The organism is Streptomyces canus (genome assembly GCF_030816965.1).
GTDB classification, from domain to species: Bacteria; Actinomycetota; Actinomycetes; order Streptomycetales; family Streptomycetaceae; genus Streptomyces; species Streptomyces canus_E.
In genome coordinates this window covers 9,833,119-9,847,686 of sequence record NZ_JAUSYQ010000002.1, presented here as the reverse complement: position 1 = coordinate 9,847,686, position 14,568 = coordinate 9,833,119, and the positions used below count along the sequence as shown (strand labels likewise).

10 protein-coding genes and 2 pseudogenes are annotated in these 14,568 nt (G+C 70.0%); 9 read left to right on the top strand and 3 right to left on the bottom strand.

What is annotated here, in order from left to right; translation table 11 throughout:
- Positions 1-28 precede the first annotated feature (28 nt).
- The 3 genes from QF027_RS45995 (at position 29) to QF027_RS45985 (ending at position 3,131) form a co-directional block, all read left to right on the top strand.
- Positions 29-1,219 (top strand): acetyl-CoA C-acyltransferase, encoded by a 1,191-nt coding sequence (locus QF027_RS45995; RefSeq protein ID WP_307081503.1) that lies wholly within the window; start codon positions 29-31, stop codon positions 1,217-1,219.
- A gap of 19 nt (positions 1,220-1,238) precedes the next feature.
- Positions 1,239-2,207: a PDR/VanB family oxidoreductase gene (locus QF027_RS45990; RefSeq protein WP_307081501.1), complete on the top strand. Its 969-nt coding sequence runs from the start codon at positions 1,239-1,241 to the stop codon at positions 2,205-2,207.
- Between the two features lie 63 nt (positions 2,208-2,270).
- The gene (locus QF027_RS45985; RefSeq protein ID WP_307081500.1) at positions 2,271-3,131 is read left to right on the top strand and encodes a 3-hydroxybutyryl-CoA dehydrogenase; all 861 of its coding nucleotides are present in this window, start codon (positions 2,271-2,273) and stop codon (positions 3,129-3,131) included.
- 33 nt (positions 3,132-3,164) lie between these two features.
- Here the strand turns inward: QF027_RS45985 and QF027_RS45980 are convergent, their stop codons facing one another.
- Positions 3,165-3,698, bottom strand: a complete 534-nt coding sequence (locus QF027_RS45980; RefSeq protein ID WP_373432525.1) for a TetR/AcrR family transcriptional regulator — start codon at positions 3,696-3,698, stop codon at positions 3,165-3,167.
- 29 nt (positions 3,699-3,727) lie between these two features.
- Here QF027_RS45980 and QF027_RS45975 point away from each other — a divergent pair.
- From QF027_RS45975 to QF027_RS45960, 4 genes and pseudogenes are all read left to right on the top strand, one after another.
- Positions 3,728-4,094: pseudogene (locus tag QF027_RS45975) on the top strand (SDR family NAD(P)-dependent oxidoreductase); the annotation flags it as partial.
- 420 nt (positions 4,095-4,514) lie between these two features.
- Positions 4,515-4,958 (top strand): DUF485 domain-containing protein, encoded by a 444-nt coding sequence (locus tag QF027_RS45970; RefSeq protein ID WP_307081496.1) that lies wholly within the window; start codon positions 4,515-4,517, stop codon positions 4,956-4,958.
- Positions 4,955-6,583 carry a sodium/solute symporter gene (locus tag QF027_RS45965; RefSeq protein ID WP_307081494.1) on the top strand — a complete coding sequence of 543 codons (1,629 nt, stop codon included), beginning with the start codon at positions 4,955-4,957 and terminating at the stop codon, positions 6,581-6,583. The genes QF027_RS45970 and QF027_RS45965 overlap by 4 nt, the downstream gene beginning before the upstream one ends.
- Positions 6,584-6,691: 108 nt before the next feature.
- The gene (locus QF027_RS45960; protein WP_306972902.1) at positions 6,692-7,138 is read left to right on the top strand and encodes a pyridoxamine 5'-phosphate oxidase family protein; all 447 of its coding nucleotides are present in this window, start codon (positions 6,692-6,694) and stop codon (positions 7,136-7,138) included.
- Positions 7,139-7,224: 86 nt separating this feature from the next.
- Here QF027_RS45960 and QF027_RS45955 read toward each other — a convergent pair whose 3' ends face one another.
- Positions 7,225-11,298 (bottom strand): beta-galactosidase, encoded by a 4,074-nt coding sequence (locus tag QF027_RS45955; protein WP_373432524.1) that lies wholly within the window; start codon positions 11,296-11,298, stop codon positions 7,225-7,227.
- Between the two features lie 601 nt (positions 11,299-11,899).
- The gene (locus QF027_RS45950) at positions 11,900-12,757 is read right to left on the bottom strand and encodes an oxygenase MpaB family protein (RefSeq protein WP_307081490.1); all 858 of its coding nucleotides are present in this window, start codon (positions 12,755-12,757) and stop codon (positions 11,900-11,902) included.
- A gap of 685 nt (positions 12,758-13,442) precedes the next feature.
- Between QF027_RS45950 and QF027_RS45945 the strand changes: the two are divergent.
- Positions 13,443-13,908, top strand: a pseudogene (locus QF027_RS45945) (hypothetical protein).
- A gap of 265 nt (positions 13,909-14,173) precedes the next feature.
- A complete protein-coding gene (locus tag QF027_RS45940; protein WP_307081488.1) occupies positions 14,174-14,548 on the top strand; it encodes a hypothetical protein in 375 nt (124 codons plus the stop codon).
- Positions 14,549-14,568 lie beyond the last annotated feature (20 nt).

Below are 14,568 nucleotides of genomic sequence, written 5' to 3'. Positions count from 1 at the left end.
CCGTCCCACACCCCTGGAGGTCCCGGCCATGCCCGGATCCGTCATCGTCGCCGGAGCAAGGACGCCCATCGGCAAACTGCTGGGCGCCCTGAGCACCCTGTCCGCGGTCGATCTCGGCGCCCACGCCATCCGCGCGGCTCTGGCCGCCGTCCCTCTGGACCCGCGGGCCGTGCAAGCCGTCGTCATGGGCCATGTGGTGCAGGCCGGCGCAGGCCCCAACCCGGCCCGGCAGGCCGCGGTCCTCGGCGGCATTCCCTTCTCCGTGCCGGCGAGCACCGTCAACAAGCTCTGTCCGTCCGGCCTGCACGCCATCGCCCTGGCCGATCTCATGATCGCCTCCGGCCGTCACGAGGTGGTCGTCGCGGGCGGCATGGAATCCATGTCCGGCGCCCCGCACCTGCTGCGCGGATCACGCGCCGGCTGGAAGTACGGCCCGGCCGCGGTGGAGGACGCCCTGGACCGGGACGCCCTCGTCTGCGCGTTCGACGGCGTCTCCATGGGCGCGGCCACCGAGCGCTACCAGCAGCCGTTCGCCCTGACCCGGCAGGAACAGGACGAGTACAGCGCGCTGTCCCATCAACGGGCCGCCCGCGCCCAGCGGTCGGGCGCCTTGTCCGAGGAGATCGCCCCCGTCACGGTGGCCGGACACCGAGGCGAGACGGTGGTGGACGCCGACGAGGGCGTACGACCGGGAAGCACCGCCGAGACCCTGGGCCGCCTGCGGCCGGCCTTCTCCGGCGCGGGCACCATCACCGCCGGCAACTCCTCCCAGCTCTCCGACGGCGCCGCGGCCGTCGTCGTGATGAGCGCGGAGCGAGCCCGGCGGGAGGGCCTGACACCGCTCGCCGAGATCGGCGCCTACGGCACGGTCGCGGGCCCCGACCCCTCACTGCTCGTCCAGCCGGCAGGCGCCGTCCGCGACGCCCTGGACCGGGACGGCCGGCTGAAGGCTGCCGACCTGGACCTGTTCGAGATCAACGAGGCGTTCGCCGGAGTGGCCCTGGCTTCCGTACGCGAACTGGACGTCCCGCTGGACAGGGTGAACGTCAACGGCGGAGCGATCGCGCTCGGACACCCGGTCGGCATGACCGGAGCCCGGCTGGTGCTGACCCTGGCGACGGAACTGCGCCGGCGCGGAGGCGGCAGCGGAGCGGCGGCCCTGTGCGGGGGCGGCGGTCAGGGTGACGCGCTGCTGCTGCATGTACCGACGCAGGCCTGAGACCGGGAGCCGAACCAGCATGAACGACCAACTGCCCTCGGTCCCGACCACCCTCGTGGTGGCCGACCGCACCCTCGCCGCCGACGGCGTCGTCTCCCTCACCCTGCGCCGCCCCGACGGCGGCATGCTCCCCGCCTGGGCGCCCGGCGCCCACATCGACGTACTCCTGGACGGCGACGCCGACGGCCTGGTCCGTCAGTACTCCCTGTGCGGACACCCGGCCGAACGCGAGACATGGCAGATCGCCGTGCTGCGCGAGCCGGAGGGCCGCGGCGGTTCCGCGTACGTCCACGACCACCTGCGCGAAGGCTCCACCGTGCGGGTCCGCGGACCGCGGAACAACTTCCCGCTACGGCCGGCCAACCGCCATCTGTTCGTCGCCGGCGGCGTCGGCATCACGCCCATCCTTCCCATGGTCGAGGCCGCCGAGGCCACGGGGGCCGACTGGAGTCTGCTGTACGGCGGCCGCACGCGGACCTCCATGGCGTTCCTGGACCGCCTCGCCCCGCACGGGGACCGGGTGCTCGTCCGTCCGCAGGACGAGTACGGCCTCCTGGACCTCGCCGCCCACCTCGGCGTGCCCAGGGAGGGCACCCTGGTGCACGCCTGCGGTCCCGAGCTCCTGCTGCGGGCGGTGCAGGAGCAGTGCGCGGGCTGGCCGCCCGGCACGCTGGGCGTCGAACGGTTCGCCCCGGTGCCGACGACCGGGACCGGCGCGGCCGCGGCCTTCGAGCTGGAGCTCGCCCGTTCCGGGCTCACCCTCACCGTGCCGCCGGACCGTTCGGTGCTCGAAACCGTGGAGGAGGCCGGCGTCACCGTCGACTTCTCCTGCCGGGAAGGCACGTGTGGCACCTGCGAGACCGACGTACTGGACGGCACACCCGACCACCGCGACTCGCTGTTGACCGAGGACGAACGAGCCGCCGGCGACACCATGCTCATCTGCGTCTCCCGCTCGTGCGGGCCCCGGCTCGTCCTCGATCTCTGACGCCGATCACTTCCCGCTCACGACCCGCCCACCTGACCCGCTCACCAGAAAGGACGGGCCCCGATGGATTCCGTCACCCGTCTCGGCGTCGTCGGATGCGGCCTCATGGGCTCCGGCATCGCCGAAGTCGCCGCCCGCAGCGGCATAGACGTCCGTGTCGCCGAGGCCACGCATGACGCGGTCGAGGCAGGCCGCCGCCGGCTCACCGCCTCCCTCGACCGAGGCCTGCGGCGTGGCAAGCTCAGCGAGGAACAACGAGACCAGACCCTCGCCCGGCTCTCCTTCACCCGTGACCTCGGCGACATGGCCGACCGCCAGTTCGTCATCGAGGCCGTCGCCGAGAACCGTGACATCAAGACCGGTGTCCTGCGCGACCTGGACAAGGCGATCGAAGACCCTACGGCGGTCCTGGCCACCAACACCTCCTCGATTCCCGTCGTCGATCTCGCCGTCGTCACCGAGCGGCCCGAACGGGTCATCGGCCTGCACTTCTTCAACCCCGTCCCCGTGCAGCAGTTGGTCGAGCTCATTCCCTCCCTCGTCACCGGCGCGGACACGGTGCGGCGAACCCGCGGCTTCGCCGAGCAGCTGGGCAAGCAGGCCATCCAGGCGCCCGACCGTTCCGGCTTCGTCGTCAACGCCCTCCTCGTGCCCTACCTGCTCAGCGCGGTACGGATGGTGGAGTCGGGCTCCGCGCGGCCGGACGACATCGACCGCGGCATGGAACTCGGGTGCGCGCACCCCATGGGGCCGTTGCGCCTGCTCGACCTCATCGGCCTCGACACCGCCCAGGCCGTGGCCGAGTCGATGTACGAGGAGTACAAGGAGCCGCTGTACGCACCGCCCGCCCTCCTGCGCCGGATGGTCGCCGCGGGTCACCTCGGCCGCAAGAGCGGCCGCGGGTTTCACACCTACGACGGCTGAAGCGAACCCGGCCGTCGTGCGCGCCCGGCAGTGTCAGGACAGGGGCCAGTTGCGCAGGGCGGCGTCAGCCAGCTCCTGGAGTTCGTCGCGGCCGACACCGCTCGCGGCCTGTACGGCGATGCCGTAGGCGATGGTGGTGACATAGCGGGCCAGCAGCCCCGGATCGGTCTGCGCAGGCAGATCGCCGTCGCCGACGGCTCGCTGGAACCGCTCCCGGATGCAGGAAAAGCCGTCGGCGCGCCAGGCGACGAGAAGGTCACGGACGTCCTGTCCGGAGTCGCTGGTGGACAGGGCGCCCTGGACGCCCAGGCAGCCGTGGGGGTGGGCCGGGCGGGTGGTGGTGCGAACCACTCCCGCCAGGATCGCGGTGGCGGCGCCGAGGGCGGTCGGCTCCTCGAGCGCGCGGGCCAGGTAAGCGCTCGGGCCCTCGGTGCAGCGCTTCAGGACCTTGCGGAAGAGCTCCTCCTTGTTGCCGAAGGCCGCGTACATACTGGTGGAGATGCCCATCGCCTTCGTCAGGCCGGCCCTGCTGGCTCCCTCGTAGCCGTGCTCCCGGAAGACCAGCATGGCGCGCTCGAGAGCCACGTCGGTGTCGAATCCTCGCGGTCGGCCGATGGGGGGCCTTTCACGGGGGATTACTTGAAGGCAAGACCGCTCTCGTCACCGGGGGTCAGCACCGGCATCGGCCTGGCCAGTGCCGTCCGGCCGGCGGCCGAAGGGGCGCACGTGTTCGTCACCGGTCGGCGCAAGACCGAACTCGACGCGGCCGTCGAAGTGATCGGTCCAGCGGCCACCGCGGTGACCGGCGACATCTCGAACCTGGCCGACCTGGACCGGCTCTACGAGACGATCGGGAACCGCGGACAGGGCTTGGACGTCCTGTTCGCGAACGCCTCCGTCGCCACGCTGGTGCCCCTGGAGCAGGTCACCGAGGACGACTTCGACACCCTCTTCGGCATCAACAGCTTCTGGTCGTGCTCCGGGGCACGTTCAGGCAGTGCGATAGTCGGCAGGCATATGCCAGCAGTACCACCCCCTCGATGAACGCCACACCACTGCGGCATTCGACGTACCGCCCATCACCCCACCGACCGGTTTGCTCCCGTCAGAGCGGTCGATGCCGACAGGGACTGACGTACGACGTACGGACGGTCGAATATGAAGGGCAGGGACCACAGGAGACCCTTGTAGCACTTCCGCCACACCCCCACCACGGGCATCGACCGCGGCCTGCTTGCCTTCGGGGCTGCCGCCGGAAAGTTCAACGGAACACACATCCACCGCCCGGACACCCGCATACCGTGCGGTGACCCGAACCGCCTCCGCCTCCCCCACAGTCTTGCGGTCCGTGACTTCCGGGCCCACCGCGCTAGGAGTTTTGGGATGTCCTACGACCGCTCGGAATTATCCCTGTCGCATCGGCACGACGGACGGGTCCCCTCGCCCACCGCACACCGGCCGCCGTCCCTCGCGTCGGCCGGAGAGCGGCCGGGAAGCGGGGCCCGTCAGCGTTCGTGGTCCAGCTACCACCGCGCCCTGCGCGTCCTGCGCCGCGCCTGCCGGTGGCAACGACGCGTGGCCACCCTGGCCGCCCTCGGTTACTTCGCCGTCTTCCTCACCCTCACCGTCAAGGCCCCCGCCTTCATGGCTCGCCCGGCCCTCGGCGGGCTCCCCACCGGCCTGCTCCTCGCCGTGGTACAGATCCCCGTCACCTGGCTTGCCGTCCTGCTGTTCGAGTACTCGGCACGGCGATTCGTCGATCCCCTGGCCCGCAGAGTCAGCCGGTACGCACCCCCGGCCGACGGCGACGGACGGGCACAGGCATGACCGACCTCGGCGGCTCCGCGCAGTCCTGGTCCCTGGTCGCGTTCTGCAGCGTCGTCACCCTCACGCTCCTGCTGTGCGTCCTGACCGGCCCCGACCGCGACGACCTGGAGGAGTTCTACACCGGCTACCGATCGCTGTCCCCGCTGCGCAACGGCCTGGCGGTCGCCGGCGACTACATCTCCGCCGCGACCGTGCTCACCATCGGCGGGGTCATCGCCCTGTGCGGCTACGACGGAGTCGTCCTGGCCCTGAGCACGCTGCTGTCCCTGCTCCTGCTGATGTTCCTGCTCGCCGAACCGCTGCACAACACCGGCCGGTTCACCATGGGTGACGCACTGAGCCGACGTGTCCCCGGGCGGGCCGTGCGCATCACCGCGTGTGGGGTGACCCTGCTGTCGCTGATCCCGATGATGATCGTGCAACTGGCGGGCGTGGGACAACTGCTGGCGTTCATCCTGGGCTTCTCCGACCGTGGCATGCAGACCGGCTGCATCGCCGGCGCCGGCATCCTGATGATCAGTTACGCCGCCCTGGGCGGGATGAGGGGGACCGCGCTGATCCAGATCATCAAGACGGTGATGCTCCTCGGATCCGGCCTCGTGGTCGCCGTACTCGTCCTCGCCGGCTTCGGCTGGCACCCGGGCACGCTGGTCGACACCGCCGCGCAGCGCAGCGGAACCGGCCAGGCGTTCCTTCGGTACGGCCTGCAGTTCGCGGACGGGCCGTACCCCGGACTGGACATGGTCAGCACACAGGTCGCCATCGTGCTCGGCGGCGCTTGCCTGCCGCACGTCACGATGCGGATGTACACCGCGGGCAACGCCCGCCAGGTACGGCGCACGATGTCCTGGGCGGTGTCCTCGGTCGCCCTGTTCATGCTGGTGATCACCGTCATCGGCCTCGGCGCCACGGCACTGGTCGGCCGCGAGCGGATCACGGCCGCCGACCCGCACGGCAGCACCGCCTACCTGCTGGGGGCGCGCGCCGTGTTCGGCCCGGACGTCTCCCGCACCGAGAGCCTGGTGTTCAGCACCGTCACCACGGCGATCTTCCTCACCCTCCTGGCGTCCGTCGCCGGGATGACGCTCGCCTGCGCCAACTCCCTGGCACACGACGTCGCCGCCTCCCGGCACAGTGGGATGCCCGCCCTGCGGGAGATGACCCTGGCGAGGGTGAGCGCGCTGATCGTCGGCGTACCGGTGGTGCTGCTGGCGGCCCTGGCCCAGCACCGCAGCCTTCAGCCGCTGGCCACCCTGTCCTTCTGCATGGGCGCCTCCGCCATCGCGCCCGCGCTGGTCTACTCGCTGTTCTGGCGACGCTTCGGCAAGGCCGGGCTGCTCGGCACGCTGATCGGCGGTTCGGCCGCCGTCCTGGTCCTGATGTCGGGCACCCGGCTCGTCTCCGGCTCCCCGGCGTCAGCGTTCCCGGAAGCCGACCTGAACTGGTTCCCCTTCACCACGACCGCCCTGGTCTCCGTACCGGTGGGCTTCGCCTGCGGCTGGCTGGGCACCTTCCTGAGCGGACGCCGCAGCGCCCGTCGTGCACGCGAACGGTACGCCGGCATCGAGCAACTGCTCCTCGCCGGACCTCCGCAGCGCCACCCGAGCTGGAGCGACAACGACTAGAACTCAGTGTGCCTCCGGGTGTCGAGAATGTGGCGCTGACTCCGTCCCAGGTGTGACCGACCCCAGCGATCGGTCGGCCGGACCGAGAAGGACAACGGAGGAACAACCGTGGAAACGCACGAGATCACCGAGGTTCTGAACCGACCGATCAGCCAGGAACTGTTGGCACGCGACGTCACCCGCTTGGCATACGTCGCCAAGGACGGCACACCCCGCAACGTCCCGATCGCGTTCGTCTGGAACGGCTCGGAGATCGTCATGTGCACCACGAAGAACGCCCCGAAGCTCCCGGCCCTGCGTGAGAACCCGGCGGTCGCCCTGACGATCGACACCGAGGTGCACCCGCCCAAGATCCTCCTCATCCGGGGCCGAGCCGAGCTGGACTTCGTCGACGGCATCCCTGAGTGGGAGGCGGAGGTGCGTTCGCTCTACCACGACGGCATGGTCCGGATCGTCGTGACACCGACCTGGGCGAAGCTGATCGACTTCGAGACGACCCTGCCGAGCGCGGTCGAGGAACTGGTACGGCAGCGGGAGGAGCGTCAGCGCGCCTGAGCACCATCACAGTGACGCGCCTCTGCTGCCCGTGCCTCGCGAGGCACGGGCAGCAGAATCCGGGACCCACTTCCTCTGTACGGCCGTCAGCCACACGTCAGTGTCGGTACCGCCCAGTCGCCGTGGTCGTTGCCGTTGCCATCGCCTCCGTCGCCGACCTTGAGATCGACCACCTGGGCGCCGCTGACGTCGACGTCGATGGGCACGGCGGTCTGTCGGCCGCGGATCGTCGGCGTGGTCAGCAGGGTCCTGCCGTCGGCGATCACGGAGAACGTCACCGTTCCCGCACCACCCGTCTCGTCGTCGACGCCCACTTCCGCCGTCAGCCGCGAGCAGTTTCCGGCGAGGTAGAGCTGGATGTCGCTGAGCGCGTTGGTGCCGAGGCCCTTGGCGTAACCCACTCCGCCGATACTGATCGCACGGCCGTCCCCGGCCGCCTGCTCGCCGACGCTGCTGTCACGCTCGACGGGACCCCATCCGTTGGTGGAAGACAGGAACGGCAGGTCGCTCACAGCGCTCCTCCCGGCCGGCGGCGCCGGTGGTATCCCGCCGATGATGCGCTCGTCGACACCAGTGGCCTGCCGTCCGTTCTGCAGGTGGTGCACCGTGGTGGTCAGTGCCGAGGCGGACGGCAGATCCCCGGTCGGTGGCTGGACCTTCCACGTGAAGGCTGCCGATCCGCCCGGCTGCAGGCGCTTGAGGGACACGGGACTCGTGGCGCTCACGCTCCAGCCGTCGGGTGCGGAGAGCGAGGCAGTCAGCCGGGACGCGGGCGCTGCGTCCTTGGGCACCCGCACGGTCGTCCGGGCCGTGAAGGCCTCTCCCGGCTGAGCGGTGTCGGGCACGTCCAAGGTGACCTCCGCTCCGGGACGCTTCGGCATCGCGTACTTCCGGGGGTCGTAGCGCGGACTGTCGTTCTGCGCGACGCGCAGGGACGAGGCGTAGCTGCCGTAGTCGGTGAGCGAGACCTTGCCGAGGCCGCCGGTGCTGCCGTCCAGGTTCCACACGGCGATGGCGATGCTGTTGCGGCCGTTCGGGTTCAGGATTCCGTTGGGGACGGGGAACGTGTGCTGCGGACCGAGGTAGTTGACGTAGTTGCCGACCTGCCAGCCGTTCACGAAGATCGTGGCACGGTACTTGCGGGACGGGTCGTCGGTGAACGTCAGGCCGAGTGAGGTGTCCTGGCCGTGGGGCAGGTCCAGAGTGGCATCGGTGCGGTACCAGGACACCCCGGGGCGGGTGTCGGTCGTCGGCAGGCTGACCCGGTTCCACTTGCCGTCCGGGTAACCCGGGAGGGACCATCCCGCCCGCTCGCCGTACAGGCCGCCCGTCGAGAGCGGTCCGCGCACCGTGTCCTGGAGGTCCTCGCCACCGCGTACACCCTGAAGGCGCCAGGTGACGGAGGTCAGCGGGGCTCCGACCAGGGAGGCGCTGGTCAGGCCGCGCGCGGTTTTGTTGCCGTTGGTGGAGTTGTAGTCCTCCTCGTGCCCCATGTTCACGGTGAGCACGGAGATGACGTTGTCACCCGTGGACTTGACCGAACCGGCCGGGAAGGTGAAGTCGGCGCTGCCGGTGGTGGAGCTGCCCAGGAAGGTGCCGTTGAGCCAGGCGGAGAACGCCTGCGCCCCTCCGCCGGAGTCCGAGACCAGGTGGATGCCGGTCTCCTTGCCGGTGGCGTGGAAGCGGCCGCGGTACCACGTGTTGCCGGTGTGGAAACCGTAGTCGTCCGCGTAGAGCACCGGCAGCTTGTTGATGCCGGAGACGCTGTTGGTGGTCGTCCGGTCGGCCACCTGCCAGCCGGTGTCGTCGAAGCCGGGGGCCGCTTCGGGGGACTCCTCGGCATGCTTCCAGTTCGTCAGGTCCGGCAGGTGTACGGCGGCGGCCGTCGGGATCGTGCCGGCGAGGCTCCGGGTGTCGGTGGCCCTCGTGGCCACGGACCGGCCGTTCCAGGTGACGCGGGCCGCGGAGGTGAACACCTCGATGTTCTTGTCGTCGGCGTTGTCGCCGGTGAGAGCCACCGTGCGGCCGCCGTTCAGGCTGGTCGCCGTCCGCAGCAGGTGCGTGCCGCGCACCAGGACCGGGCCGGTCGCGGTGTCCTGACGCCAGAACGTCTTCGCGGTGGCCTTGTCGCCCACGAGCAGCAACAGCGGGGGCTGTCCGCCGCCGCTGACGTTGACCCGGATCAGGCCCTTGTGGGTGTAGTTCAGCCGCAGGTCACCGGTGGCCGGGTCCCAGGTGGTGGTGACAGCACCGCCGCTGGTGCTCACGGTGGGCTTGGAGGAGTACCGCAGGACGGTTTCGCCGTCGCTGTCCGAGTCGCCGTAGAGCACGGCGACGTCCCGGCCACCGATGGTCGCGTTGGTCATGATCTCCGAGGTCGAGTACTGCAACTGCGCTTCCCCGAGCCGGTAGTTCGCCACAATGACGTGGGAGTCGCGTCCGTCGAGTGTGATCGCGGTGCCCGGCTGCTGGGGGACGACCGGGTAGGTCGGCTGCGCGGCGGCGTCACCTGTGGGCACGTCGATGGCGTCGATGGACACGTAGTTGTCGGTGGACCCCGAGCTGTGGTTCCCGGAGACGACGATCTTCAGCGTGTGCGCCCCGGGCGCCAGGCCGGTCCTCTGGAAGATCACCGCCTGGTTCTCGCCGCCGGAGTCGTCGACCGTCGCCACCTTGGTGCCGTCGAGGTAGACGTCGGCGTTGCCGTGGTTGTTGGTCTTCGAGCCGATCCAGCGGATCGCGGTGCCGTCGAAGGGGACGGTGACCGAGTCACCGGCCTTGTTCGAGAACGACTCGGTCTTCTTGTAGTCGCCGCCGGTGTAGCTCTGGTCGGCCACGTGCGACCACGAACCGGCGTACTGGAGCGCTGAGTCGGGGTCGTCCCAGGTGTAGCTGGTGTCCCCGGCCGGCTGGGCGTTGAAGTCCAGCGAGATGTGCGTCCTGTCGACCGCCGTGGACGTGGAGTTGCCGTGCCGCAGCACATGGAACTGCGTCTTGGTGTCCGGGTTCATCCGGGCGGTGTCGACGACTGCGGAGTCGTCCGGTGGCGTGGTCCTGATCGCGTCGGTCTTGGTCAGCGGGGCTACCGACTGGGTGAAGTACCCGATCAGCTTGTCCTCGTCGTACTTCGGATCGAGCTGTCGGGTCTCGCGGATCGCGGCTCCGTAGTCGTACGACGTGTAGTTCTGCGGCATGCTGAGCCAGCCCCAGTTGGTGCCGCCGTAGGTCATGTAGAAGCTCTGCGCCGTCGCGCCGACCGCGATGTTCTGCTTGTAGAACACGTTGGCGAACTGGTCGTTGATCAGCTCGGCGCACTTGTCGTAGCCCGGGCCGCCCCACGGGTCGAAGGCGCCGCCCTGGAACTCCGGGGAGTACAGCGGCTTGCCGGCGGGGTGGTCGTAGCTGATGTCGGGGACGCCGTTCCACTTCGTGGGGTTCGAGCAGTCGAAGCCCTGCGGGTAGGAGTCCGGGCCGTCCACGTCCAGGGCGCCGGCACCGGAGTTGAAGGTGCCGTTGTTGTTGCCGGTCAGCGGCACGGTGATGCCGTCGGCGCGGGCCTTGTCCTCCAGGTGCTGCATGTAGGAGCGGGCGGAGGCGGAGCCGTTGTAGTACTCGTTCTCGACCTGGTAGGCGATGACTGACCCGGTGCCGTTGGTGAGTTGATGCCGGGCAATGATTTTGTCGATCTGTGTCAGCCACTCGTCGGCGTACTTGAGGAACCGCGGGTCGTCGCTGCGGTTGTTCTCGGCCTTGGTGGTCAGCCAGCCGGGCAGGCCGCCGCTGTCGACCTCCGCGTTGATGTACGGCGCGGGGCGCGCGATCACGTAGAGCCCGGCTTCCTCGGCCATGTCGAGGAGCTTGTCGACGTCACGTACCCCGGTGAAGTCGTACACGCCCGGCTTGGGCGAGTGGTACCCCCAGTCGAAGTACAGGGAGGTGGAGTTGAAGCCGGCGGCCTTCATCTTCTGGAAGATGTCCCGCCACAGGTCCGGGCTGGGAAGCCGGAAGTAGTGGAACTCGCCGGACCAGAGGTAGGTCCGCTTGCCGTCGACGAGGAACGAGTAGCCGTCGAGAGTCACCGTGTGCATCTGCGCGTCGGCGGCAGGAGCGGCGGCGGATGTCGGCCCGTCCGCCTCCCGCGCCGTGGCGGGCGTGGCCATACCCACGGCCAGGGCGATGGTCGCGGCCGTCGCGATGACGGCCCTCCACCACCCACGGCGACCGGGTCTTGCAGTCTCTGGATCGATCGGATTACCCCGCACTGCGGCCTCCCTATCGCCTGAACGATCAGCATCAAACAGACTCAGGCAAAGTCGAACAGTAGGGGGGCCGTTGGCTCAACACAATGGGGCGGTAGAACACGGATGGGGCGGTGGGGGCGGCTGACGGTCGGACGCCATGGGGCAGCCGGAAACGGGGCGGGTCGAAGGGGGGACGCGCCCACTCTGCCCGCGACGGCGACCGGAGGAGGCCGGAGCCGTCGGGCCGACCGCTTGTATCGCCGAGCAGATCGCAACGGGTCCGCCACGTAACGGACTTGGGCAGAGGCGAATGCGGCCGGAGGGCCGGCCGCCGACCCCATGACTGGCGCGTCACATCGGGCAGGAGCCGAATCGAGAAGACGCCGGCCTGCCCAACGGGTTCCGCCAGGCCGGAAGCCGACGAAGGCTGCGGCGATCACAAACGCGGCGTCGAGGTGTACGGCGCGAGCGTGTCGAGCCCTGGCCTGCGCTCGGTCCGCTCGCCGACCGCCTTCGAGCTTCACTCCGGCCGGGATCGCGGCCCCGAGCTCATGGCCCAGCGGAGGGTGTGCGTCAGCAGCAGGCCTGCGGGCTGTACCGCGAGACCCTCCACGACAGGGAGCCTTGGCAGTCGGAGTACGCCCCGCTCCCGCTGCGGAAGCAGCGCGACCGCGTTCGCCGCCAGGACGCCGTAGAACGGCCGCACGGCAAGCGGTAGCGGTGGGTTCAGCAGCAGGAACCGGGCGGCGGCCCGGGCCTCCGGGGTGGCGCGCAGTTCCGGCTCGTACATGGCCAGGCGTCTGGCAAGGGCCTGGCGATCGCGGGGTGGATCGATCACGCCCAGTGCCTCGGCCACCCGCGCGGTATCGGCCACGTAGTCGTCATACCCCGCCGTGTCGAGCGGCCGGCCCCCATAGCGTTCGTGCGCGCGCAGGAAGCTCTCGGTCTCGGCCACGTGCACCCAGCCCAGCAGATGCGGGTCCGCGGCACGGTAAGGAAGTCCCTCGGACGTCGTCCCGCGCACCCTGAGGTGGATGGCACGCACCCGCGCGACGGCGTCCTCGGCGTCGGAAGCGGTGCCGTACGTCGTGACAGCCAGGAAGGTGCTGGTGCGCTGCAATCGCCCCCAGGGGTCACCGCGAAATCCGGAGTGCGCGGACACGGCGGCCATGGCGAGCGGATGCAGGGACTGGAGAAGGAGAGCGCTCAGCCCGCCGATGAACATCGACGCGTCACCGTGGACGGTGCGGATGGGACGTTCCGGACCGAACCACCGGGGTCCGGGGGTGTCGTGGATGCGGGCACGGTTGGCAGGGCCGTCAGGACCGGCCACTCGCCGGAAGACGGCCTTGCCCAGACGATCACGAAGGTCGGTCATCACCACCGCACCTCCATCCGGCCGCATGGTGAGCACACCCGGTCATCCTTCTTCCCCGGTGGCCGTACGTCCGGATGCGGGGGGCGCGGGCTTGTGCGCCCCGGATACCACGCTACTCGCCCGACCATGGGAGACGCCCGCACTGGGTGGAGCGATCACCAAGCCTCATCAGGTGCGGGCGAACGGCAGCCCTGGGGGTCTTCGGGAATCAGTTGGCCCGCGCAGCCCTCACGCGGGCCGCTCGGGGACCTGAAGGCGTCATTCAGCGGCGCCGGCCCCGGAGCCTGCCGAGCAGTTGCCGAGCCTGGGCCCGGCGACGCGGATCGGCTGAGGCACGGCGCACCTGCTCGGCGGCTCGTCGCCCCTGCGGGCTCCTGCTGAACTGCTTGATCTTCTCCAACATGCCAGGCACGACTGTCCTCCCGGGAAGGTCGACGACAACTCCTGTGCGACAAGGCCTTCGTACAGACGCGGTTACCCCGGCCCCGCCGTCCCACCCCTGCCGTCGGTCCATGCGAACGGCTTCGGCCGCGCGGTTTCGGGTGCGCGGTGGTTTCCAACCCGCCAGCCTTGCCCTGCCAGTTGGGCTGACGGCGGCGGAACCGGGCGGCACTGCCGCATGAAGTCCCGCCCGCATTCCACAGTGGTGATGGCATGTCAGAGGCGGCCAGTAGCCTCACGCACCATGGGAATTCAGATTGAGGTAGTGGCGGGTTACCCGGTCAACGATGAGACGGAGAGGGTGCTCGGGCTGGCCGAGGCGGTCGGCGAGCCCGTCACGGTCACGTTCCTGTGGGAGGGGCGTGACAAGGCAGAACGTGTCGTGCTGGTGCCCGCTGGCGCTCTGGGAGCACTGGGCTCCCACCGCCTACCCGGCGAGTGACGCCGGGGACGGGGACCGGGCGGACACGGAGAGGCCGGAACTGGCCCACCCTGAGGAATTCGGCCCGTTCACGCTCTTTCGTCGACGCGCGGGCGGGCGCACGGCGGTGGCTCGCGAAGGCGTGGTGGTCGCCGAGCTCCTGGACCCCGACGAGGCGCACTGGCTCCAGGAGCGGGCCCGTAATGTCCGGCAGGGCTTCATGGATCCGAAGCAGAAGGCGGCGTTCGAGGAGTTCCTCGCCCGGCAGGAACCCCTCGATGAGCAGTGACGCACCGACCCACGCGGGACGACCCGCGTGTCCCCGTCATCAGGGGCAGGGTCTGCGCGGCCACCGTGCGCTCACGGGCGTCTGTCGCCGTTGGGCAGCCGCCCTCGACCACTCAGGGCCCTACTCAGCCGTATCCCCCGTCACCGATTTCTATGGTCGCGCCGGAATGGTCATGAAGTGCCCAAACTATTACAAGGTGGGATAATTCACTGGACTCGGGGGCACGTCCGACGCTCCCACTGACCGTGAGAAGGCGGATCCGACCATGTCGAAGAAACCACGTTCGTCCGAGCCACCGCACGGAAAGGGGCCCACCCGTCACCAGGGCACCGGACAGCACGGCTGGTCGCCCGATGTGGACGAGACACGCCAGCAGGACAACCCGAGCGCCGAACGCTCCTTCCGTGCCGAGCATGCCGGCAAGCGCGGTCCGGGCCGGACGAAGTCCGCCGAGGAGACGAAGTCCGTCCCCGGTGACACGGTCGAAAGCCCGAACGCAAGCGGCGAGGAGTACGGCGACGCGGACGAGAGGGGCAGGCGCGACACCGGACGCAAGGGCCGCTCCCAGCGCCCCAGCGGCACGAAGGACGCTGCCGCCAAGACCGGCGTGGACCCACAGGATCCGCCGTCCGAGCGCTGACCGGATCAGCCCTCCGATCC

What these genes read in the sequence shown, in the direction of transcription:
- QF027_RS45995 (WP_307081503.1), top strand. Translation starts at nt 29, where the DNA reads ATGCCCGGATCCGTCATCGTCGCCGGAGCAAGGACGCCCATCGGCAAA.
- QF027_RS45990 (WP_307081501.1), top strand. Translation starts at nt 1,239, where the DNA reads ATGAACGACCAACTGCCCTCGGTCCCGACCACCCTCGTGGTGGCCGAC.
- QF027_RS45985 (WP_307081500.1), top strand. Translation starts at nt 2,271, where the DNA reads ATGGATTCCGTCACCCGTCTCGGCGTCGTCGGATGCGGCCTCATGGGC.
- QF027_RS45980 (WP_373432525.1), bottom strand. Translation starts at nt 3,698, where the DNA reads ATGCTGGTCTTCCGGGAGCACGGCTACGAGGGAGCCAGCAGGGCCGGC.
- QF027_RS45970 (WP_307081496.1), top strand. Translation starts at nt 4,515, where the DNA reads ATGTCCTACGACCGCTCGGAATTATCCCTGTCGCATCGGCACGACGGA.
- QF027_RS45965 (WP_307081494.1), top strand. Translation starts at nt 4,955, where the DNA reads ATGACCGACCTCGGCGGCTCCGCGCAGTCCTGGTCCCTGGTCGCGTTC.
- QF027_RS45955 (WP_373432524.1), bottom strand. Translation starts at nt 11,298, where the DNA reads ATGGCCACGCCCGCCACGGCGCGGGAGGCGGACGGGCCGACATCCGCC.
- QF027_RS45950 (WP_307081490.1), bottom strand. Translation starts at nt 12,757, where the DNA reads ATGACCGACCTTCGTGATCGTCTGGGCAAGGCCGTCTTCCGGCGAGTG.
- QF027_RS45940 (WP_307081488.1), top strand. Translation starts at nt 14,174, where the DNA reads ATGTCGAAGAAACCACGTTCGTCCGAGCCACCGCACGGAAAGGGGCCC.